The organism is Candidatus Thiodiazotropha sp. AKAK2, from assembly GCF_058244685.1.
In genome coordinates this window covers 38,394-60,651 of record NZ_JBSYOP010000032.1, presented here as the reverse complement: position 1 = coordinate 60,651, position 22,258 = coordinate 38,394, and the positions used below count along the sequence as shown (strand labels likewise).

At 53.1% G+C, this 22,258-nt stretch carries 18 protein-coding genes; 8 read left to right on the top strand and 10 right to left on the bottom strand.

Annotation, left to right across the window (positions count from 1 at the left end; all coding sequences use genetic code 11):
- The first annotated feature begins 230 nt into the window (after positions 1 to 230).
- On the top strand, positions 231 to 1,034 hold the full coding sequence (locus AC4IE8_RS15105) for an endonuclease/exonuclease/phosphatase family protein (RefSeq protein ID WP_068987368.1): 804 nt from the start codon (positions 231 to 233) through the stop codon (positions 1,032 to 1,034).
- Between the two features lie 30 nt (positions 1,035 to 1,064).
- Positions 1,065 to 2,603 (top strand): GGDEF domain-containing protein, encoded by a 1,539-nt coding sequence (locus AC4IE8_RS15100; RefSeq protein ID WP_490791376.1) that lies wholly within the window; start codon positions 1,065 to 1,067, stop codon positions 2,601 to 2,603.
- Positions 2,604 to 2,921: 318 nt separating this feature from the next.
- Here AC4IE8_RS15100 and AC4IE8_RS15095 read toward each other — a convergent pair whose 3' ends face one another.
- The 3 genes from AC4IE8_RS15095 to AC4IE8_RS15085 all read right to left on the bottom strand — a co-directional run bounded on the left by AC4IE8_RS15095 (position 2,922) and on the right by AC4IE8_RS15085 (position 4,678).
- Positions 2,922 to 3,473: a hypothetical protein gene (locus AC4IE8_RS15095; protein WP_490791375.1), complete on the bottom strand. Its 552-nt coding sequence runs from the start codon at positions 3,471 to 3,473 to the stop codon at positions 2,922 to 2,924.
- Positions 3,470 to 3,970 (bottom strand): CreA family protein, encoded by a 501-nt coding sequence (locus tag AC4IE8_RS15090; RefSeq protein WP_068987371.1) that lies wholly within the window; start codon positions 3,968 to 3,970, stop codon positions 3,470 to 3,472. The genes AC4IE8_RS15095 and AC4IE8_RS15090 overlap by 4 nt, the downstream gene beginning before the upstream one ends.
- 318 nt (positions 3,971 to 4,288) lie before the next feature.
- A complete protein-coding gene (locus AC4IE8_RS15085; RefSeq protein ID WP_068987372.1) occupies positions 4,289 to 4,678 on the bottom strand; it encodes a TusE/DsrC/DsvC family sulfur relay protein in 390 nt (129 codons plus the stop codon).
- 384 nt (positions 4,679 to 5,062) lie between these two features.
- On the opposite strand from AC4IE8_RS15085, the gene AC4IE8_RS15080 reads away from it, so the two are divergent.
- Positions 5,063 to 6,799 (top strand): sugar phosphorylase, encoded by a 1,737-nt coding sequence (locus tag AC4IE8_RS15080; protein WP_068987373.1) that lies wholly within the window; start codon positions 5,063 to 5,065, stop codon positions 6,797 to 6,799.
- Between the two features lie 119 nt (positions 6,800 to 6,918).
- On the opposite strand, the gene AC4IE8_RS15075 is transcribed toward AC4IE8_RS15080, so the two are convergent.
- The 3 genes from AC4IE8_RS15075 to AC4IE8_RS15065 all read right to left on the bottom strand — a co-directional run bounded on the left by AC4IE8_RS15075 (position 6,919) and on the right by AC4IE8_RS15065 (position 12,063).
- Positions 6,919 to 8,130, bottom strand: a complete 1,212-nt coding sequence (locus tag AC4IE8_RS15075; protein ID WP_068987374.1) for a glycosyltransferase family protein — start codon at positions 8,128 to 8,130, stop codon at positions 6,919 to 6,921.
- The gene (locus tag AC4IE8_RS15070) at positions 8,130 to 8,954 is read right to left on the bottom strand and encodes an HAD-IIB family hydrolase (protein ID WP_490791374.1); all 825 of its coding nucleotides are present in this window, start codon (positions 8,952 to 8,954) and stop codon (positions 8,130 to 8,132) included. Before AC4IE8_RS15070 ends, AC4IE8_RS15075 begins: the two co-directional genes overlap by 1 nt.
- A 532-nt stretch (positions 8,955 to 9,486) precedes the next feature.
- Positions 9,487 to 12,063: a two-component system response regulator gene (locus AC4IE8_RS15065; RefSeq protein WP_490791373.1), complete on the bottom strand. Its 2,577-nt coding sequence runs from the start codon at positions 12,061 to 12,063 to the stop codon at positions 9,487 to 9,489.
- A gap of 820 nt (positions 12,064 to 12,883) precedes the next feature.
- Here AC4IE8_RS15065 and AC4IE8_RS15060 point away from each other — a divergent pair.
- The gene (locus AC4IE8_RS15060) at positions 12,884 to 14,047 is read left to right on the top strand and encodes a DcaP family trimeric outer membrane transporter (protein ID WP_490791372.1); all 1,164 of its coding nucleotides are present in this window, start codon (positions 12,884 to 12,886) and stop codon (positions 14,045 to 14,047) included.
- A 105-nt stretch (positions 14,048 to 14,152) separates the two neighbouring features.
- Positions 14,153 to 14,728 (top strand): DUF2057 domain-containing protein, encoded by a 576-nt coding sequence (locus AC4IE8_RS15055; protein WP_490791371.1) that lies wholly within the window; start codon positions 14,153 to 14,155, stop codon positions 14,726 to 14,728.
- 32 nt (positions 14,729 to 14,760) lie between these two features.
- On the opposite strand, the gene AC4IE8_RS15050 is transcribed toward AC4IE8_RS15055, so the two are convergent.
- Together AC4IE8_RS15050 and metE are read right to left on the bottom strand one after the other, a co-directional pair.
- A complete protein-coding gene (locus tag AC4IE8_RS15050; protein WP_068988484.1) occupies positions 14,761 to 15,720 on the bottom strand; it encodes an aldolase catalytic domain-containing protein in 960 nt (319 codons plus the stop codon).
- Positions 15,721 to 15,894: 174 nt separating this feature from the next.
- Complete coding sequence (gene metE, locus AC4IE8_RS15045) at positions 15,895 to 18,192, bottom strand: 5-methyltetrahydropteroyltriglutamate--homocysteine S-methyltransferase (protein WP_068987377.1); 2,298 nt, start codon at positions 18,190 to 18,192, stop codon at positions 15,895 to 15,897.
- 103 nt (positions 18,193 to 18,295) lie between these two features.
- On the opposite strand from metE, the gene AC4IE8_RS15040 reads away from it, so the two are divergent.
- Positions 18,296 to 19,192 (top strand): LysR family transcriptional regulator, encoded by an 897-nt coding sequence (locus tag AC4IE8_RS15040; RefSeq protein WP_068987378.1) that lies wholly within the window; start codon positions 18,296 to 18,298, stop codon positions 19,190 to 19,192.
- A 135-nt stretch (positions 19,193 to 19,327) separates the two neighbouring features.
- Here the strand turns inward: AC4IE8_RS15040 and AC4IE8_RS15035 are convergent, their stop codons facing one another.
- Entirely contained in the window at positions 19,328 to 19,855 is a 528-nt protein-coding gene (locus AC4IE8_RS15035) for a DVUA0089 family protein (RefSeq protein ID WP_068987379.1), read from the bottom strand.
- A gap of 318 nt (positions 19,856 to 20,173) precedes the next feature.
- Entirely contained in the window at positions 20,174 to 20,977 is an 804-nt protein-coding gene (locus tag AC4IE8_RS15030; RefSeq protein WP_490791370.1) for a peptidoglycan-binding domain-containing protein, read from the bottom strand.
- A gap of 223 nt (positions 20,978 to 21,200) precedes the next feature.
- On the opposite strand from AC4IE8_RS15030, the gene AC4IE8_RS15025 reads away from it, so the two are divergent.
- The gene (locus AC4IE8_RS15025; RefSeq protein WP_068987381.1) at positions 21,201 to 21,611 is read left to right on the top strand and encodes a hypothetical protein; all 411 of its coding nucleotides are present in this window, start codon (positions 21,201 to 21,203) and stop codon (positions 21,609 to 21,611) included.
- A gap of 70 nt (positions 21,612 to 21,681) precedes the next feature.
- Positions 21,682 to 22,053 (top strand): hypothetical protein, encoded by a 372-nt coding sequence (locus AC4IE8_RS15020; protein WP_490791369.1) that lies wholly within the window; start codon positions 21,682 to 21,684, stop codon positions 22,051 to 22,053.
- Positions 22,054 to 22,258: the final 205 nt, after the last annotated feature.

Below are 22,258 nucleotides of genomic sequence, written 5' to 3'. Positions count from 1 at the left end.
TTTTTTTCGGGCTGCCATCATGTCTTTGAGGGCCTGCAGCCAGGTCGGCCCGGTCGGCAGTGGGCTCGGGGCCTGGAAACAGTAGTCAGGTCACACTATTATTGCGAGATTGAACCTGGTTCCTGAACAGTTTTTGCTTTTTGTCTAAAGTGACGGTTGTAACTTAAGTTTTTTTGTATTTATCCGCCATAGAAAGTGATATCAGAAAAGAAAAAAGCGTCGCAGAACGAATGAATAAGCAAATCATAGAGAATCAAGCCACGCTGGATGATACCCACCGGTTGCGCCTGCTCAGCTACAACATTCAGGCCGGTGCGGACACCCGTCGTTACCGGGAGTATGTGACCCGTGGCTGGAAACAGGTTCTTCCCCACAAAGACAAACGGCACAATTTGAATCGTATCTCCCATCTGTTGAAGGACTTCGATGTGGTGGGGCTTCAGGAGGTCGACTCTGGCAGCTTTCGCAGCGGTTTCATCGATCAGACCGCCTATCTCGCGGAATTGGCAGGATTTCCCTTCTGGTATCGCCAGGTCAATCGTAAGTTGGGGAAGCTGGCCCAGTACAGCAATGGGGTGCTGAGTCGGGTACAACCGAGCATGATTGCCGAACATCGGCTGCCTGGCCTGCCGGGCCGGGGTGCGGTGCTGATGGAGTTTCAGACCAATGAGAAACCCCTCGGTATCTGCATAATGCATCTTGCCTTGGGCCGGCGTGCCAGGCTGCGTCAGTTCTCCTATGTCAGCGAACTGGTCTCCCACTACTCCCACCTGGTACTGATGGGGGATTTCAATTGCGGCTGCAGCTCCACAGAATTCCAGTATCTGATGGAGAATACCAACCTGCAGGGCAGCGCCTGTGACATGATGACCTTTCCCAGTTGGCGCCCCAGCAAGAAACTGGACCATATTCTGGCCTCGCCCAGTCTGAAAGTGTCAAAATCGGAGGTCCTCAACTATGCCCACTCTGATCACCTGCCGATCAGCCTGGAGATTGAGTTGCCTGAAAATGTGGTTTTTCCTGCTGCCGCCTGATAGTTCGGCTGTCGATCCGAGACGTGACCTATGAACGATACCGACTGGAAAAAACGTTATGACGACCTGCTGCGCCAATCCGAAAGTGAAGACAAGGCAAACAAGGCTCTGGAGGAGTTGCTGACGCGGACCGTCATCCGTTTGACCATCGCCGCCAGTGGCCTGGATAACCGGCTTGAACCCCATCTGAAGTCGGTGCGCAATGCGGTCCGGGGTGGGGGCGGTTCGATTTCCCAGGATAAACTGAATGAGATCACCGATGGGCTGCTCCATTTTGCCGAACAGCAGGACAGTGCGGCTGCAGATGAGGGTGAGGTCTATCAAAAGCTGCTCACTCCATTCAATCTCTCCAAGAAGGTCCTGGCCGAAACCACAGAGCTGCTTGAGCAATTGGTCAGTGATCCGGCTGAGATGAAGGAGAAATCCTTCGCCCGGCTGGTACGTCTGCTAGGGCAAGGTAACCAGGCTGCCGGCGAAAAAAAATCCGCAGGTCTGTTCAGCAGGCTGCTGGGGCATACTGAAGAGTCGGGACCCAAGCCGAATCAGATTCTGTTGAATCTGCTCGAACAGGCCTCCTGGCCTGGTCACTGGGGCGAACCGATCAGTAGTTTCAAGCATCGTCTGCTGAAGGATGCGGCGGATGATGCCTGGGTCGGCGTGCTGGATGACCTGCTCGCCTTGTCCGCCAAGTCATTTGGTGAGATCCAGTCAGAGATACAGGAGGCCGAGGATTTTCTTGAAGAGCTGACCCAGCGCCTGCAGGACCTGGGCCTGCACCTGCAGACGGCCCACGAAGGGCGGGATAAGATGGTTCAGCATGGGCGCACCCTGAGTGAACAGGTACACGGTCAGGTCGGGGATATCGGTACTCACGTTGCCCAAGCCACCGATCTGCAGCAGTTGAAAGATGCTGTCAGCCAGCGGATCACCCTGGTGCAACAGAGTATCGACAGCTATCTGGAAGAGGAGCAAAGCTTTCATCAGCAGGCCGAGGAAGGGGAGCAGGCCCTGCGTGAACGCCTCACCCAACTGGAACAGGAGTCCACAGAACTGAGGTCCCGTATGGTCGAGGCGCACCATATGGCGCTGCTGGATGCGGTCACTGGCCTGCCCAACCGGTTGGCCTACGAGGAGCGTATTGAGCAGGAGGTGGCTCGTTGGAAGCGCTTTGACAGTCCGCTGACCATGTTGGTCTGGGATGTGGACGACTTCAAGAAGATCAATGATCGCTATGGACACCAGGCCGGTGACAAGGCGCTCAGGGTGATTGCTCAGAGTCTCAAGGCACGTTTAAGGGAAACTGATTTCATCGCCCGCTTCGGTGGTGAAGAGTTTGTCTGTCTGCTCTGCGGGGCCGAAGATGAAGAGGCCCTGAGTGTGGCAGAAGAGATGCGTCAATCAGTCGAGAGCAACGGGTTCCATTCACATGGCAAACCGGTGATTGTCACCATCTCCTGCGGCCTGACCAGCTTCCGTAAGGGGGATGGGGTGGACCAGGTGTTCTCACGCGCGGACAAAGCTCTCTATCAGGCAAAGCGCAAAGGCAAGAATTGCTGCGAACTGGTCTGACGTCCGGCCCGTTTTTTAAAAGTCCGCAAATAAACGCGAATAGACGCAAATTCTGTAGATTGGTCCGGCAGTCGTAACTGAATCCACATATTCTGATGGGATGCAATCCATTTGCTACAAGACGTAATGTCTTGGTGGGGCATGGCCCCACCCTACCTTATAATTCAGGGCGTAGGGTGGGGCCACGCCCCACCAAATACTGCTTAAGTAAGACCACTCCAGTCTGGGCAGGATAGGGTGTAATTCGGCCACACAGCGCCATTTGTGTTCATTTGCGGACTTAACCACGAGATCAGTCTGCTCGCACCGCAATCCCGATCAATCCTGTTGATAGAAATAGTGCCAGATCGCGCCGTTACTGGCCTGTTGCAGGATCTCGAGCAGGCGTGGCGAGGGGATCGCCTCCTGAGGAAAAATGTTCTCGATCTTCAGCAGAAACCGGCCAAAGCCTGCGCTCTGTTTGAAGTCGTAGCTGGCTGGATCCTGCCGGTGCCCGCAGTGGGGACATTCAGCCAGTTGTTGAGGCTCCCTTTGCCAGTCACTGATGCGCTTTCGACAGGTGTCACAGCGGGGAGGGAGGCTATTTTTGCCGGTCAACAGCCGGGGCGCCGGATGTGGCCCATCCACCCGCAGATGGCAAAAGGGTTCACCACTCTCATCCGGTTCAAGTCTGATGAAGGGCGAGCAGCCCATGAAGGTTATCAGCTGCATGAACGTCTCACCCAGCAGAAAGCCTTGTTCCGCTTCTCGGGGTGACGCGATCAGGCCGATATCCCTCAATGTATCAAACAGGCTGGCGGGATCTTCCGGCACTAAATAGGGGTCCTGGGGTGTCAGCACCAGCCGACCGGTGTGCAGCCGTTGGCTCATTGCTCTTTGGGGCCGGGAAGTTGTGGGCTCTGGGGACGGAACAGAGGTACCGCTGTGATGCTGTTTTTCGGTGAACCATCCACCAGCTTGTCGCTGTAGGTCATATACACCAGGGTGTTGCGTTTGGCATCGTAGAAGCGCACGACCTGCATGGTCTTGAACAGAATCGAGGTGCGTTGTTTAAAGACCTCTTCCCCATCCCTCGACTGATTCAGAATGTCGCCGGGCAGGTTCACCAGTCCGGTCTGCCGGCAGGCGATCGAGGCATCGGAGGTGTCCTCGGCAATCCCCATGGCACCGCCCATACCGCCGGTCTTGGCCCGACTCAGATAACAGGTGACGCCCGCAACCGCCGGATCGTCAAAGGCTTCGATGACCACCTTGTCATTCGGGCCGAGCATTCGGAATTTGGTGCTGACCTCACCCAGCTGTTCTGCCTGTAGGGAAGTCAGGCACAACAGAATCAAACCTAAAGTCCATAGTGTTTTCGAGTTCATGGTGCTGTTACTGATCAATTGACTACCAGCCGACGTTTTTCGACCACAACCGTTCCGGTTTTCGGCTGTCGTTATGATACGCATTTTTCAGCAGACTGTTTGGATGATTTTACTACCCGGTACGCAGATGGACGCAAACAGTGTTTATCAGTCTGAGGCATTTAGGACTGACGGGCAGCTTACAATGTCAGGATTTTTTAGCTTGCTGAACGTTGGGAAGGGAGAAGGTTGAAAAAAGTGACGTGCCTACCGGGATCATAGGATAGGCACGTGGTAGATACCCCATCAAATCGAGCTCTTAGTGAGTTGTTATACCCCTTACAGGCAACTGCGTCCTACCGGTGCGCTGAGTCCGGCATAGCGGCAGGCCATCTTGGCGCCACCCGGAAACAGGGTTTCGATATAACGCTTGGTCCAGTGGCAATCATCTTTATCCTTGCACAGATTTCTTGCCAGGATAGGCATTTCCGGAGCAATGCCATACTCTGCATAGAAACGATGCAGAAAATCGATCAGCAACCAGTGTTCTTCTGTCAGGGTCACGCCATCGGCATCTGCAAGTGCTTCGGCAACGGCCGGGGTCCAGTCATCCAGCGTCAGCAGATAGCCATTCTCATCGACTGCGATCATACGTCCTTCCACTTCAATAGGACGGCTTGCTTTCAGGTTTTCAGGAGAGGTGCGGGATGCTGAGTGTTCTAACCTCATAGTGGATCTCCTTTGGTGCATGCAGGTAGTTTTAATCTGTTTTAACCTGAATCCGCGGGTTGGTGGCGTTCGCAAAGCGTAAGCTATTGGTTATCCAGTGGAATAAACAAATCTCAGCTTCGCCCATGGGGTGAGCGGACATAATTCTAACCGCCGGGGAAGCAATAGCTTGCGGTCTACGCCGTCATAAACCCATGGATTCGGGTTTTTAGGTACTGCTTACTAAACAATAGCAGTAGATAATTTATGGTTTCGCGTATCGGTTGATCTGGATCAACTCTTTTATACTTAAGAGATATTGAATATAGTCATATTTTATCAACACAAACAGATCAATTTGGCTAAATAATTTGCCCCTGGAGTCACTGGTGAGAGTTTTTTTTCATGAGCGTCGATGAATTAGATACCAGACTTCTGAGTCATTTGGGTCTGTTGTATGGTGAGCAGCAGGCTGCAACGCTGTTGCCGAAACTGCATGAGTTGATCGGTCGGCATATCGAGGAGCGGCAGGGCAAGCGCCTCGATATCCCCCGTTGGGATGAGAAGGACAGCGTGCTGATCAGCTATGGGGACAGCATTCAGTATCCGGGGATGACCCCACTGGCCTCCTTGAAACAGTTTTTGGACAGACGCCTGAATGGCGTCTTCAGCATGGTGCATCTCCTGCCCTTCTTCCCCTACAGTTCAGATGACGGCTTTTCGGTCTCCGACTTCCGTGCCGTCAATCCCCAGCTCGGGGATTGGCGGGATATCCGTGAGCTGGGTGAGAACTTCTCCCTGCTGTTCGACCTGGTGCTCAACCACATGTCCCGGGAGCATCTCTGGTTCGTCAACTTTGTGCATGACGAGGAGCCCGGGCGCGACTATGTGATCCAGGTGTCGCCGGATGAGAATCTCTCCATGGTGGTGCGGCCTCGCAGTACGCCCCTGTTGAGCCGGGTTCGTACGCCCCGCGGAATGCTCGATGTCTGGGCGACATTCAGCAATGATCAGATCGACCTCAACTACGCCAATCCGCAAGTGTTGCTCGAGTTCATCGACATCCTGCTCGACTATATCCGGCGTGGTGCACGGGCAGTGCGACTGGATGCCGTTGCCTTTCTGTGGAAGGAGATCGGTAGCAGCTGTATCCATCTGCCGCAGACCCATGAAGTGATCAAGCTCTTCAGGACACTGCTTGATGTGCTTGAACCCGGGGCGATTCTGTTGACGGAGACCAATGTTCCCCATCAGGAGAATATCAGCTACTTCGATCAGGGCGATGAGGCCAATATGGTCTATCAGTTCAGTCTGCCGCCGTTGATTCTGCATGCCATCATGTGTCAGACCACCGAGTTCCTGGTGCCCTGGGCCCGCTCTCTGGAGCAGGAGAAGTTGCCTGAAGACTGTACCTATCTGAATTTCACTGCCTCTCACGATGGGGTGGGGCTGCGTCCGCTTGAGGGCCTGGTGCCGGATGAAGATCTGGATGTGTTGCTTGATATGATGCGCCGGCGGGGCGGCTATGTCTCGATGCGCGCCACTACCGAAGGCCGGGACCGGCCCTATGAATTGAATATCAGCTATTTCGATGCCTTTGCGGCCGAGGATGATGATGTGGATCCCTGGCACATCGCCCGCTACATGCTCTCCCAGACCCTGCCGCTCTCGTTTCGGGGTATTCCAGCGGTCTACATCAACGCCCTGGGAGCAACGCCGAATGATCCACTAGGGGTGGAGCGTACCGGCATGACCCGCAGTATCAATCGGCGCAAGTGGGACGGTGCCGAGCTCGAACGGTTGATCGATCTGCCGTTGACCGATGCGGGGCAGGTATTCCCAGAATACATTCGTCGGCTGCGCATCCGCAGCGGGATCAAGGCGTTTCATCCTGATGCGCCCCAGCGGGTGCTGGAGTTGCCGGACGGGGTCCTCGGTCTGGAGCGGATCAGTCTGGATGGGGAACAGCGCGTCTACGCCATCCATAACATGACCGGTGACTTGAGATCGGTGGATATATCCGCATTGGGCGGAACGAACCAGCGCTGGTTCGATGCCCTGCATCAGGTGGTGCCGGACATGGATGGTGACGGGGTGCGGTTTCGACCCTATCAGACTGTCTGGCTGATGGCCAAGGGGTGATACTCACCGCTTCTCTGGGGCCTATTGGATTCGTGTTAACAGGCCCTAGCCTTTTCGCGGTGACATTGTGGCGTTATCAGTCTTAGCCTTAAACGGGTCTATTTACGACGTATCCTTTTTCAACGGTTATCCTCAGCCACGGCCTGGGAAAGCCGGTCGGTGAAGTCGGGCATCGCCGAGAGTACCCGCTTCCAGTTGGGGATGAACGGGGCCTCCAGCGGGTTGTCGAGAAACGCCTGGCCCGCTTCGACGATGCTCTGCTGAAACACCTCAATCGCTTCCTCTTCCGCGTGGCGGTTGAAGGCCAGGGCATTGAGCTTCGCATCGTGGTAGTACATCTCCACCATATCCAGAGCTTTACGCAGATAGGCGGCCTTCAGGCTGCGGAAGAAGGCCTGATTCATCTGAATGCCTTCGGTGGCGAGTTTGCGGTAGAAGGATTTGGCGATGTCACGGCTCATCTTCGCCAATCCGCCGGTACGATCCTCGGCGGAGAGATCCTGATGCTTGTGGTCATAATGGTCGGCGATATCGACCTGGCAGATCTGATGGTGGGAGATATTGCGGTAGACCTCCGATAACAGGCCCACTTCCAATCCCCAATCGCTGGGTATTCGAACCTGGGAAGCGAGATCCCGACTCATGGCGAACTCACCAGAGAGGGGATAACGAAAACTGTCCATATACTCCAGATAGTCGAGTGGACCGACCATCAGTCTCAGCGCCCTCAACATCGGTGTGACAAACAGGCGGGTGACCCGTCCACTGAGTTTGTTCTCATTGACCCGGGCGTAGTAGCCCTTGGCATATTCAAAACTGAAGTTGGGGTGGGCCAGGGGATAGAGCAGTCGGGCCGGCAGCTCCCTGGAGTAGGTGACGATATCGCAATCGTGCAGTCCGATTGCCTGCAGCTCTTCAATCGCCAGGGCGTAGCCCATACAGAACCAGACATTGCGCCCCTTACCCGGCTCTGGGGGAGAGAGATCCCGCTCCTGAAGTTCTGCATCCAGGCTTCTCAGTCTTGGCCCATCCTGCCACAGCAGGTGGGTACGTTGGGGTAGCCGGGCAAAAAAATCCTGGGCCTGTTTGAATTCACTTTCAGTGGCCCGGTCAAGTCCGATGATGATGTGGGAGATGTAGCTGGCATGCTGCAGCTCATCGATGATATGGCTGAGAGCGGGGCCGGTGAGTTCCGAATAGAGACTGGGAAGAATCAGTCCGATCGGTTTCTTACTGGCAAAGCTGGAGAGCTCCTGCTCCATCTCTTCGAGGGGGCGCTCGGTGAGTTTGTGTAGCGTTGTGATATCCCCATGCTGGAAAAAGTCGGCCATTATCGCTCCTCAAATTGTTGTATCAGGTCCAGAAGCGCCTGGTTCCATCCGGCGGGTCCCGGTTCTTCGGTCACTTTGGTATCGGGTCGTTCCGGCAGCGTCATATGGCTGCCATCATGCTTGCGCACAATGATTGGGGTGTCTGCCGCCAATAACATTGCTCGATCGTTATCACTGTCACCCAAGGCGATGGTTCGGTTGATCTGCTGACCTCGGCTGCGCAGATGGTTGACGATATGGGTGACTGCGTGGCCTTTGTCGGTATCGCTCAACAGATGAAGAAAACGTCCACCCTGCAGAAGTTTCATGCCGGCAGATTCAGCCTTGCGTTGAAAGCGTTTCAGGCTCTCCCGATCGCCGCGCCAGAGCAGAGGTTCCGTTGCCAGTCGTTGTCGAGCCAGATGCGCAGAGTCTCGATCCAGGCCGGTTTCATCCATCACCTGCTGGTCGCTCATGTCACCGAAACCGATGAAGTCAAAGTCAGGGTCGGTGCGGCATTCGACTAAAAAGTCGCGCATCATCAGATAGCCGGGCGGGGCAATCTGGGATTCCTCATTCGGGTAGATGATGACGCTGCCGTTCTCCGCCACCATCGGTCCATCCAGCTCAAGCTGCGCTTTATGGACGTTCAACTCTGCATGGGTTTTGCTTGAGACCGGGATCACCGGGATCCGATTCTCTTTCAATAACCTGAGGGCAGGCAGCGCCGGACTGAAATCGTAGCTGTGGTGATCGAGTAGGGTACCGTCGAGATCGGTGAAGACCAGCCATCCGTCGATTGGACTCTGTGCTCTTTTATGGCCTGATATGGGTATGATCGACACTTGATATTCCAGCTCTATTGGTCTGATGGCTCAGCATAGCGCTGCAGGGTCAAATCAGAATGATCTGAGACAGGTCGTATCATGATTTTGCAAGTTGAATTTCCGCTCATGGCGTGGGCAACGGCGGTTGTCGATGTTCGGGATTTGATCTGCCTCTCCTGAAAAGGTCTGTTTTTTTCATGACACCATAGATCCGGCATGCTCTGTAAACGTTGCAATTCAAGAGCAGGTTCTGTGCCAAATCCAGGTTGTTGGCAAGGTTGAAGCGCTCTGCAGGCTGGGCATCCGGTTCGGTTTGCCAGGACCAATCGGGTCAGGGTTGATAGAGTCGACGGAGTTTGAGGTAAAGAGCGGATCTCACACTTGGATCCAGCGACACCCGGTCGGGGTGATTTTCTCTCAGCGGCAGGTAATGCTCCAAAATGGTGCGTGTTGCTGGTCGTCTAACCTTTGCTGCGCCATGATAGGGCTGACAGAAAACAGCTTCGTCTGGTGTTCCGGCTGGTCACTACCCGGTTTGCCCCATCGCCCGCTAGGCTTGCGATTGTGACGGATTGTTGGCCCGGTTGGCGTTGTCACCCAGTGGCAGGTCGGAGATATCCATGGCATGGGCCAGGTAGTGCCCCTGCACATAATCCACACCAATCTGGTGCAGAAAACGGAGTATCTCAGCATCCTCCACATACTCAGCCACCGTCATCTTACCCAGCGAATGGGCGATATCGTTAATCGACTGGACGATGGCCCTGTCCCCTGTATCCGCGGCAACGCCTCTGACAAACAGGCCGTCGATCTTGACGTAATCCACCGGTAGATTCTTTAAATGGGAGAAGGAGGAGAAGCCGCTGCCGAAATCATCCAGCGCAAAGCGACAGCCCAGAGCGCTGAGTCTGGTAATCAGTTGATTGGCGGAGATGAGATTGGAGACGGCCGAGGTCTCGGTAATCTCAAGAATCATTTTGCTGGGGTCGATCCCCAGGGAGATCACCAGCTCCTCGATGGTCTCGATCAGCGCCATATTGGTAATTGTCTGTCCCGACAGATTGATGGTGAATGTGCCGGTATATCCCTGCTGCTGCAACTGGGCGAGTTGTCTGAGGGCGGCGTTCACTACCCAACCATCGATCTTGTCCATCATATTGAAGCGTTCTGCGGTTGGCAGAAAGGCGCCGGGAAGCACCATGCCCCAGGAGGGATCATCCAAGCGCAGTAATACCTCGTTGATCATCGATGACTCAGGTACCATCGGAAGCAGTTGCTTGAAGATCGGCCCGTCACTGCCGGACATCAGTGAGGTCGGGATATATTCAACTGGAATAATCGGCTGGTAGTGGAGGATCAGGTGGTCTGACTCCAGCGCATTGTGCAGCCGCGACGACCAGCCAAGATCTTTGTCCATCGCCAGTTTGTTATCGTTCTCCTGGACGAACAGGTGAGTGCGATTGCGCCCCTCACCTTTCGCGATATGACAGGCGATATCCGCATTCGCCAACACTTCACTGGAAGATACCGATGCTTTGTCGATTAGGGCAATGCCAATGGTGCCGTTGATCTTGTACTGTTTGTCCTTATAGACAAACATGTAGTGGTCGAGCATTTCACGATAGTCTTCAGCGACGTGCACAACGCTCTTCTTGGTAACGTTCCTCAGAATGACCGCGAACTCGTCGCCACCCAGGCGGGCGAGCAAGTCCGATTTGCGCAGACGCTGGTTCATCTGCTGAGCGATCTCCACCAGCAGACGGTCTCCTGCGGCATGCCCTGCCGTGTCGTTGATGTACTTAAATCGGTCGAGGTCGAGGTAGAGCAGTGCACTGATCTCATTGCTGCGCTTCAGCCGATCAACCTCCAGGTTCAACTGCTCTTCGAAATAGCGCCGGTTGTGCAGCTTGGTCAATGCGTCATGGCCTGCCTGCCAACGTAGCTCTGCTTCAAGCAGTTTGTGCTCAGAGATGTCACGAAATGCGACAACCGAACCCTCTCGCTTATCCTCAATGGTGAGTGGGTAGACAGTGCACTCCACCGGGATGGGCTTGCCCGATCTGTGCCAGAAGATGGTCTCCCTGGCCTGGACCTTGTCGCCATTGGCATAGCTCTCCTGCAGAAAGCAGGCTTCCTGTAAAACGTGATCGCCCTCTTCATCTGCGAAGTGGAAGAGTTGATGTGCCGACTTACCGATCAATCGCGCATCGGAGTCATAGCCCAATATCTGGCGACAGGCTGGATTGACGAATGAGATATGGCCATTGGGATCGACCCCGTAGACACCATCCCCCACCGACCTGAGAATCCCGCCAAGCCTTTTGCGCTCCTTCTCGATCGCCTGATGGGCTCGAATGTGGCGACTCATCGCATCGATACGGGTGAGAAAAAGGTCATCACTTTCGTTCTTGAACATACACTCGACGGCACCGGCTTCAAGGGACTCCTTGATCGCCTTGTCGAGGTAGGAGCCGGTAATGATGGCAGAGGTTATTGATGCGGTGGTCTCGTTTTCGCGCAGTTTCTGACACAACACGTCGCCGGTGGCATCCGGCATGAAGTAATCGATGATGGCAATGTCGTAGGGCGAGGCCAGGGCCTTTTCAAAGCCTTCGCCAACATTGCCGGCAATCTCAGTTGCATAGCCATTGGCATTCAAGAGGCGCTTATACTTAACCCTGACAGTTCTGGAGTCATCAACAAACAGTACCCGTATCGGTTGAACCGATGAATGGTTCTCGGCCTGGTTTGCTGTCCTCTTATTGGTATCTGCCAACATGTGCGAAAGCAGATCGGCACTCCGTTTGTAGTCTGCCCAAAGCAGGAACCTTGTATTGGGCCTTGTTTTGGCCCAGTCAGCGATCGTGTTCTTCTCTTCATGGGCAAACACCACGATCACCTGGGAGGCATAGGCCTGTCTCTCCAGCATCTTGCAGAACGACGAGGTATCGATTGAGGTATCAGCGGGCCAGCCCAGCATAACCGCATCAAAGTTCACACCGTCGTCAGCGCTGGCGCGAATGCGTGGAATCGCAGATTTGTGGTCGCTTTCAATCTCGACCTCATAACCAGCCTTGATCAAGAGATTTCTCTGAATATGGCGGATGGTCGGGGAGTGCTCAATCAATAAAACTCTCGGCAAAACCGCTACCTCGAAGACCGTCAAGCAGTGAAAAAGTGTATAACCATAAAATTTATAGTGTTATCGGACAGATGGGCTGTGACTTTAAACATTTAGGAAATTCAGCAACATATAGGACTCTTGTTCTTTATCTGGTGGTGCGGTATTGCCCAAAAAGATCCCGCATAGCAGGGGAGAGCGGATTCGTCCAAATAACAAGGAACATCCTGAAGAAGGGAGGGTATTTTCTTCGGATGGCCTCGGCTTCTAGGGCCTGTTAACACTAATTGGAAACTGTTGAGGGTTGGTGATAGTCATCCAGGTAGGCCGCCCCATTGATTGAATGACTCCAGCCAATCCTTGATCTGGAACTCACCTGGGCCATTCTGTTTCCATCCACACTCAACCGGCCTGGGTCAGTTTTTTTATTGTATGGTGACTGAATCCATCTGCACTGTGGTGCGTATCTATTGTATGAACCGGTGAGGCGAATTGTTCGCTACCAGAGGATCTGTCGATCCAAGATGTTTCGTCACCCGGGTTGAACGGGAACGGTTTCTTTCTCCGGATAATGGTGTAGTATCTGCAACCTAGGATTAGGTTCATAAATATGTAATAAAAATCCGTATCCCCGATTTTCCGATCCTGGGCTTTCGTCGAATCAGAAATAGTCGATTCAGTCCGGCGATCCATCCTCAGCAGTCGTTAGTGAGGATATAAAGCAAAAAAATATTCACGTAGGGCAGTCGCCATATCGGCAATAAAACAACTCAGCACTAAAAAACCATAACAGCTGAATTCAATTGATACTGTGGAGAATCACACGATGAATCAAATGAAACAGAAGCTGCCAGGGATTGCTCTAATCGGTGCCTGCATGATGCTGCCAGCAACTGCATCGGCCTACAACTTCAGTCAGGTTTTCGGTGGTGACGTGGATGTCAGCATCGGTGGCTATGCAAAATTGAGCGCCATGTGGACCGATACCGACAGCGGAACCATCGCTGGCGGTGCCGGCGGTGCGGGCAGGACTTTCTATCTGCCCTTTTCCATCCCGACGGGTGGTGATGACGGTGATGCGGTGTATGACATGACTGCCCGTGAGTCCCGCATCAATTTCAAGGCCAAGACAAAAGCTGGTGATCACTCGCTTGGTGTGGTGATGGAGATGGACTTCCTGACCACCGGATTCGGAAATGAGGCGGTGAGCAACAGCTACTCCCCACGCCTGAGACACTACCTCTTCACCTTCGACAACTGGTTGTTCGGCCAAACCTGGTCGACCTTCATGGATACCGGTGCGCTGCCCGATGCCTTGGACTTTCTGGGTGCGCCGGAAGGTACGGTGTTTGTCAGACAGCCGATGATTCGCTATAGCCTGGGTAATGTCCAGCTGGCTTTGGAGAATCCGGAAACTTTTTCCGATGCTGGCATCAGTGACGATAATGCGCTGCCTGATCTGGCGGCGAACTACAGCATGAAGATGGGCTGGGGACATGTGCGGGTCAACGGTCTACTGCGTCAACTGAAAGTTGAGGATGGCGGCTCGGAAGAGACCACCACCGGCTGGGGTCTTGGTGTCAGTGGCAAGATTAAAATCCTCGAAACGGATGATATTCGCTTCGCAGTCAACTATGGCGACGGCATGGGCCGCTACACCAGTCTGGGTGTGGTCAGGGATGCGGTGATCGATCCGGGTGATGGCAGTCTTGAAGCGGTGGAATCCCTCGCCGGCTTTGTCGCCTATCGGCATATGTGGAACAGCAAGTGGCGTTCGAACGTAATTCTGAGTCTGGTTGAGGTGGATAACCCCTCCTTCGCTCCGGGCAGTCTCAATGAGAGCGCCAACAGCATCCAGGTCAACCTGATGTACAACCCGATCAAACCGGTTACGCTCGGTGTCATGCTTCTGCATGGCCAGCTGGAGAAAGAGAGCGGTGACGAGGGTGAGCTGGACCGGCTGCAATTTGCCGCCAAATACGCCTTCTGATCAGAAGCTTCACTCAAATGACAGACCTTGCAGTTGACCCTGCAAGGTCTGTTTTTGTGTAACGGGTCGATTGAGTTTCAATTGGCTCCGACAGGAGGTGATGAGATGGCGAAGTTCTATGCAAAGCTGTTGATCGGCGGAGTGTTGCTGGCCTGGCTGAGTCTGGCCGGCTGCACTGTACAGGCGGCACGAATTACCATTCCCGACAGTTTCGAATTTCTGGCCTTGGATGGTCAGGCAGTGAGCGGTTCCCTGCTCTCACATCAAGCGCAGCTTGAGTTGCCGGAAGGTGAGCATGAAATCACACTTCGATATAAGGATGTGATCATCGATCCGGATCTGGGCTACGAAGCAGTCATCAATTCAAGCCCCTTTGTGATCAACCTGAATGCGAAATCCGGTGTCCACTATCGACTCACTCCGGAGCCTGCCGCGTTTAAAGATAAACAGGCATTTGCAAAAAATCCCCAGGTCACGATCCGCAGTGAGCTGGAGCCCTCGCCAAAGTCTGTTGAGACTGCTGCAGTCGACACGACATCCCGAAAGGAGTCACTGGCCGTCAATGCACAAGTGCACACGGACAAGTTGCCGAAGGATGCGGGTGAGCAGCTGCGCTACTGGTGGCTCAAGGCGGATCAAGATACCCGCCAGTCATTCATGAGCTGGATTGTCAGCCAATAGGGCCTGCAAGAGGCCCTGTTGGCAAAGACGTTTTAAGCATTGAGTTTGCTCTGTTCGATGAGGAAGTCGTAACAGAGGTCTCGAATCTCTTTTTCCGAACGGCACTTCATGGCGGCGCGGGGGTGCTGATTCAGATGGCCGCTGATACCGTAGATATCGTTGAAGCCCCACTCGATCTCTTCACGCAGTGGTACGAATTGCTCCTGAATTACCTTATAGATGGGGCGAACATCGAACTTGGGGTTTTTCAGGAAGTTGAGTAACAGCTCCAGATTGCAATTGCCGGCACCCCGGCCGATGCCGTTGATGGTGGCGTCGAGCAGATTGACGCCGTCGATGATCGCCTGCTGGGTATTGGCAAAGGCAAGCTGCTGATTGTTGTGAGCATGGAAGCCCAGTTCCTTGCTCGGTGCATGCTTCTTGTAGAGCTCAAGATAGTCGGTTACCTGCTCCGAATAGAAGGCGCCGTAGCTGTCCACCAGGTAGAGGTAGTCGAGTTCCGCAGTCTCTTCGACCTGATTGAGGGCCTCGATCAGATCGGTGCGAATGGCGGCGGAGCAGGCCATGATGTTGATGGTGGTTTCATAACCCAGATCCTTGGAGCGCTTTACCAGATCCAGGCCCTTGTCGATGTCCGGTACGTAGCAGGCAACCCGGGCCATGTCGAAGGGGCTTTGATCCCGTGGCTGCAGACTGTTGATGTCGACCCGGCCGATATCGAACATCACTGCCACCAGTGGCCGATGCTCACACTCATGGGAGTCGATGATCATATTCAGATCATCGTCATCACAGAAATTCCATTTGCCGTAGGCCTCGCGGGTATACTCTTCACTAACCATCAGCCTCTTACCCAGTTCGATGACATCCACCCCGGATTCACACGCCGCCCGGTAGACCGACTTCACGAAATCGTCGGTGAAATGGTAATTGTTGATCAATCCACCATCGCGAATGGTGCAGTCCAGGACTTTGAGTTCTTTGCGAAACACGTCAGATTCCTCGTGGGCGGGTAAATCCTTCATTCTAGCGGATAGCATCTGGGTGAACTATGGCTTGCCAGGGTAATTTAAGTATGAATTTATCTATAGTTTGTATTTGTCATCTCACGGTTTGAGTTATGGCAAGGCGCCAGAGCCGGTCTGATTTCATCCGTCAGGTGGATCCTATCCGGTGGTTGAGGTTCGATGACTGTCGAGTTGCACTGTCTCACGTAGCTGCCGTGCCGCCTGCTGCATGTTCTTCAGGGCCGGAATGACCTCCTGCCATTGGCGGGTCTTCAGGCCGCAATCCGGATTGATCCACAGTCGCTCAGCGGGTATGCGCAATTGGGCCAGCTCAATCAGTTTAACCATACTCTCTATGCTCGGGATGTTGGGGGAGTGGATGTCATACACACCTGGGCCGATCTCATTGGGGTATTCGTAGGACTCGAACACATCGAGCAGCTCCATGTCAGACCGGGAGGTCTCGATGGTGATGACATCCGCATCCATGGTGGCGATCGATTCGATGATGTCGTTGAACTCGGAATAACACATGTGGGTATGGATCTGGGTATCGTCCCGTACACCGTTGGCGGTCAGGCGGAAGGCGTTGAGTGCCCAGTCGAGATAGTCGGGCCACTGTTTGCGTCGAAGCGGCAGACCTTCGCGCAGCGCGGCCTCGTCGATCTGGATAATGGCCGTTCCCGCCCGTTCCAGGGCAAGTACCTCGTCACGCAGGGCGAGCGCCAGCTGATTGCAGGTTAGTGCGAGAGGTTGGTCATCGCGTACAAATGACCAGTTGAGCATGGTGACCGGGCCGGTCAACATGCCTTTCACCGGTTTGTCGGTGAGCGACTGGGCATAGCCGGTCCAGTGGGTGGTAATGTCGGATTGCCGCTGGACGTCACCATAGATGATTGGTGGTTTGACGCAGCGCGAGCCATAAGATTGAACCCAGCCGAAACGGGTAAAGGCAAAGCCGGTGAGAAATTCAGCAAAGTACTCAACCATGTCATTGCGCTCCGCCTCCCCGTGTACCAGTACATCCAGGCCGATATCCTCCTGCTGCCGGATCGCGTGGGCGATCTCCTTCTCCATCACGGCAAGATAGTCGTCTCTGTCGAGCTGGCCTTGCCGGTAGGCTTTTCTGTTCTGTCGTATGGTCTTGGTTTGCGGAAACGAGCCGATGGTCGTGGTCGGATAGAGGGGCAGATTCAAGCTCTGCTGCTGAATGGCTCGACGGATTGCGTAACTGTTCTGGCGCTGCCCCATCTCTGCGGTGATTCCGGCCGTCCGTTGAATGACGCTCGGGATGTGAATCTGTTGTGATTTCAAGCGCCGCCGGATGGCTTGGGCGTTGTCGTTCAATTGCCGGGCTACCGACGCTCGTCCCTTGTTGAGCGCACAGGCCAACGTCTCAAGTTCTGACAGTTTCTGAAGTGCAAAACTGAGCCAGGATTTGAGCTCCCCATCGAGTTCGGTTTCGTTCTCGAGATCCACCGGCACGTGAAGCAGGGAGCAGGAGGGTGCCAACCAGAGCCTCTCACCAAGTCGCTGATGGATCGGTTCCAGCCAATCCAGTTGAGCGTTGAGATCGCACTTCCAGATATTCCGTCCGTCGATAACCCCAAGCGAGAGGATCTTATGCTGCGGCAGCCAGTCGATGATCCGTTCGATTTCATCCCTGGCCCGGGTGGCATCGATATGCAGGCCGGCAACCGGCAGTTCGCAGGCCAGTTGCAGGTTCTCTTTCAGACTGCCGAAGTAGGTTGTCAGCAGCAGCTTGATGGCTTTTGTCTGCAGACGGAAGTAGGCGTTTCTCAAGGCGTGGCGCCAGCTCTGATCCAGCTCCGTCACCAGGATGGGTTCATCGACCTGCAGCCACTCGATTCCCGCTTCAGCCAGTTGTTGCAGCAGTTGCTGATAGACCGGCAGCAGCTGTTCCAGCAGATCAAGCGGATTGCTTTCGTCTTTGCTTTTGCCAAGCCAGAGGTAAGTGACAGGGCCGATGATTACCGGCTTGATGTTTTTCGACTGGCACTCTTCGATCTGACTCAACAGCTGCTCTGGGTTCAGCTCGAAGCGGGTGTCCCGGTCGAATTCAGGCACCAGATAGTGGTAGTTGGTATCGAACCACTTGGTCATTTCAGCCGCCGCCATGGGTGTGCTGGTTTCTGTCGAACGTCCACGGGCAACCTGGAAGTAGCGGTCCAAGGGGTTGAGTTGTTGCTGTGCGAAGCGGCGCGGTAGATTTCCCAACAGGATGCTGGTATCGAGAACATGATCGTAGAGGGAGAAGTCCCCGACGCTGATCCAATCCAGAAGCTGTTGCTGCTGGTGGTTTTGCGCGCGAATCTGCGCGCTTGCAGCCATCAGTTGATGGGCATCGATTTCACCTCGCCAATAGGCTTCCAGGTTGAATTTGAGTTGACGTCTGGCGCCGATGCGCGGCAGACCGAGATTGTGAGTGGTGACCATGATCCCTAACCTTTTTCCTGTGAATCTGAAGGCAGGATTTTAGAATTTTGTATTATGAAGATATAATGATATTTATAATTAAATATATGAGTAAATTACATAGATGATCGAGCTGACCCATCTGCGGATCGTAGCCGCGTTACAACAACATGGCACCCTGACCAAGGCGGCCAATGCACTCTGTCTGAGTCAGTCGGCGCTCTCTCATCAGATACGCTATCTGGAACAGAAACTGGGTGTTGAGATCTGGGTGAAAGAGGGGCGCAGACTGCGTCTGACCCGAGCGGGTAACCTGTTGTTGGAGACTGCGGAAAAGGTTCTACCCTTAGTGCAGCAGAGTCAACGTACTCTGAAGGCCTATGCGGATGGTCAAAAGGGTGTTTTGCGTCTCGGGGTGGAGTGTTATCCCTGTTATGAGTGGTTGACCGGGGTCATGGCTGCTTATCTTAAGTCCAATCCGCAAGTGGATGTGGATATCTTTCAGCGATTCCGCTTCAGCGGTTTTGAGGGTGTGTTGAACTTTCATATCGATATGCTGATAACCCCCGACCGTGTCGATCATCCAGGATTGAGTTATGAGGCGCTGTTTGAGTATGAACTGAAGTTGCTGGTACCTCAGACCCATCCACTGGCTGAAAAGGATTGGGTAACCCCGGAGCAGCTGGCTAAGGAAGTATTGATCACCTTCCCGGTCGATGAAGAGAGACTGGATGTGCTTAACGGTTTTCTCTGGCCTGCCGGAGTCAGGTCACAACAGCACAAACAGATCGAATCAATCGAGATCATGCTGCAACTGGTGGCTCTGTCGCGTGGGGTAACCGTGATTCCGGACTGGTTGATCGAAAGGGCCTGTGACTCATTGCCATTGAAGAGTTTGCGCTTGGGGCGCCAGGGCATGCAGCGCAAACTCTATGCTGCCTATCGAACAGAGGATCAGCAGTTGAGTTATCAGCAGGCTTTCATATCTGTGGCGGGGAGTATGTCTCACAAGGTGGTGTGATATTGGCGTGATTGGTATCACTTGAAAAGAAATGATTACCTGATCGGTTTTATGATGAAGCCCAGGCCGGGGGGCAGTGATAAAAAAACACCAAGGGAATATCTATCCCCTGGTGTTATTCAAATGGCACAGCTTTCAGGATTTTTGTTTTGCGCGTCTGGCAAAACCCATACCTACCAATCCAAGGCCAAGCAACGAAAGAGTGGCAGGTTCAGGGACATTGCTGAATCTGACATTGGCATTCGATGCTATCCTGATGCGATAGTCGCCATATCCGGATTGATCGTTACCCCTGTTTACTCCTCTGACAGCTTCACCTCGTGTCAGGTCGAAAGCGGATATGGCTACGATATAGCTCCCTGCCTGTAATACCCGGTTGATCAATGAATTCAGATTAATCGGAAAGTTACGATCGTCATTATGGGCAATACGGTCATTTCTGTTTAATCTGCCATCATTCTCGAAGAGAAAGATCTCTGTATCAAAATCATTCGAACTTACTGCAATTCTGGTTCTTGCAGCGGCATCCTGATCGAATAGTACATAAGAGACCGAACCAGGTCCCCCATCCGTGATAGAGCCAGTGGTTCTGATCACATTTGCCTGACTATTCAAGGGCAGAAGCATCACTAAACAAGCCAGAAAAAAGAGTGATTTCTTCATTGGTATATCCTTATGGATAGTTGTTAAATAAGCGCTTTAAAACTAAGTGTTTCAGGACCAACTCCTGTACGGGTTTGATTGGTGCCAGAAAATTGTTTGTTTAGGAATAACAATCGGTTATGCATTTTGAGTTGAAATGGCAAGGTAAAATTACAAAAGGTCTGTAAATTATTTCGACACTGTTGTAATAATCGACACCCAGAATGACTGGGCGCCATTCAGGCCTGTCGTGTAGAGTTTGAATGTTGTTAAAGCGGTGGTGACCAGTCTCTTACTGCTGGTTGTACTTTATTGATCCCGATTTTCTGGACTCTATTACTACTTCAATGAGTAGTAATTGAAATTGTCCTTGCCTACCTGATGATAGCCGCTGCGTCGCTGGATCTTTCCCGCCAGAAGATTACCATCTATGGTATTCAGCCGTGGGGTGAATGGGCTGCCAGGGTCGACCTTTTCGATGAGGAAATGGTGCTGGCGGGTGGCGACGGCGCCGATGTCTGCCAGTTTGATCGCCTGGACGAACTGTGTGCTCCAGCTGTTCAAACCAATGTTGCCGACAGGGGCGCCGATATTCAGGTTCCACCTGACGCTTGTTATGCCCGCTTTTCGATAGCAGTAGACACAGAAAATCCCACACCAGCTCTTTTTCTGACCACTGATAAAAGGCTGTGGACTCCATGCCTTAGTGAAAGGATCTTTGAAGTTGTCATCCTGCAGGGTGACATTCGCGGCTTCCTTAAAGATGGTTTTGACAATATCGATACCTTTCGGTCTGCCACCAATAAGCTGTGCGAAGTCGACCGTGCCGACAAGTTTTCCCGCTTCCATCAGGACCCTTATGCGAATCTCCTTGTGCTTGTCTTTAGCGGTTGGCGGTGTATCGACGATGTTTTTCAGGAAGGCAATCAGCTTTTCCCAGGTTTTTGGACCGATAATGCCGTCAGCAGCCAGTTGATTGCTACGTTGGAATTGTTCGGCTCTGGCGGTCGATTTGGCGCCAAAGATTCCATCAGGGATCAATTCCGGCTTGGTTGAAACGGCACGATTCAGGCTTTGCTGAACCTGCACCACATCATCGCCCCTCGAGCCATACTTGATCAGCCTTTTCAGTGTGGGTTCCATCTGTCTCTCCGCCGCAACAAATAGGGATATTTCGAAAGTATAGAAGGGGGCTGCTGTGTTTGCAGTAACATTATTTTATGGGTGGTTTTTTAAGTCACCAAGGAAGCGGTCTATCAAAATTGACAAAGTGAAACTTAGTTAACTTACCCAGAGCGGTGTTAATTATCGAAGAAGAGTCGCTTATGCTGCCTGTTCCAAAGCGTTTGCAGAGAGAGGAGTAGAGATGTTTCATCCAATAGAAATTCCATTTGGTTGTGTGATGTTATTTAATGTGGTTGATCTCAAGCCCGGTGTCAGTGTTGAGGATGTGGAACTGTTGCTTGGGGAGATGTGCAATGTGGTGAAGAACAATTACGGTGACGATAATGGTGGCTTCATTGGTGGTCAGGTCTACCGCAATGCCGGCTTTGTTTCGGAAGAGGGTAGTGTCGGTTCGGATGACAGCCATAAGAACAAGCGGGTCAACCAGAACATGGGTGATATTGTGATTGTCACTTTCTGGCAATCTTTCGAACAGCACGAACGCTCCCATGCTGATCAATTGTTCAAAGAGAAATTCTCTGCCCTGGCTGATTTTTGTGACGATACCTATGAAGTGGGTTATGAGATGTTGTGGCAGGGCGTACCTGAGTGAACACGGGTGCCTGAGAATCTATCGTCTATGCTTAGACTTGGAAAAGTTATTTAAGGATAGGGGATGTAGAGTGATCAGGTATGACAAAATGTTTGCAGTGGCGGTTGTGTTTGTCTTTTCAGCCTCCTCGGGTTTGGCAAAGGATTTGGATAATAATCCCCCTGGCCCGGTTGGTGGGCCAGGCACCAACTGGGAGAATCCTCCGGGTCCAGAGGGTGGGCCGGGTGCCTCTCCTGATCGCCGTTACCCCTATCGATCGAACCCACCTGGACCGATAGGCGGCCCCGGATCCAACTGGTACTACAAACGTGCCTATCCCCGCTATCGTTACGATCGTGACAACAATCCTCCCGGGCCCAGAGGTGGGCCAGGTACCAATTGGGATAATCCACCCGGTCCACGGGGTGGTCCAGGGGCATCGCCAAACCGTCGATATCGTTAAGACCACGTAGTCGACAGGTTTTCAGTCGAAGCCGTGGTGGCTTGCTGTCTTGATGGTTGGGGCATTGTTAATCTATTTTTTGCTATATTTTTGACCTTTGATTGCCAGCCATTGGTTTCATAAAGGCAAGCTCCGGTTTTGCTGTCATGAATTGGATTGGAGTTTGATTGATAAATAACAATGCTCAAGAGGTTTTTAGAGGATA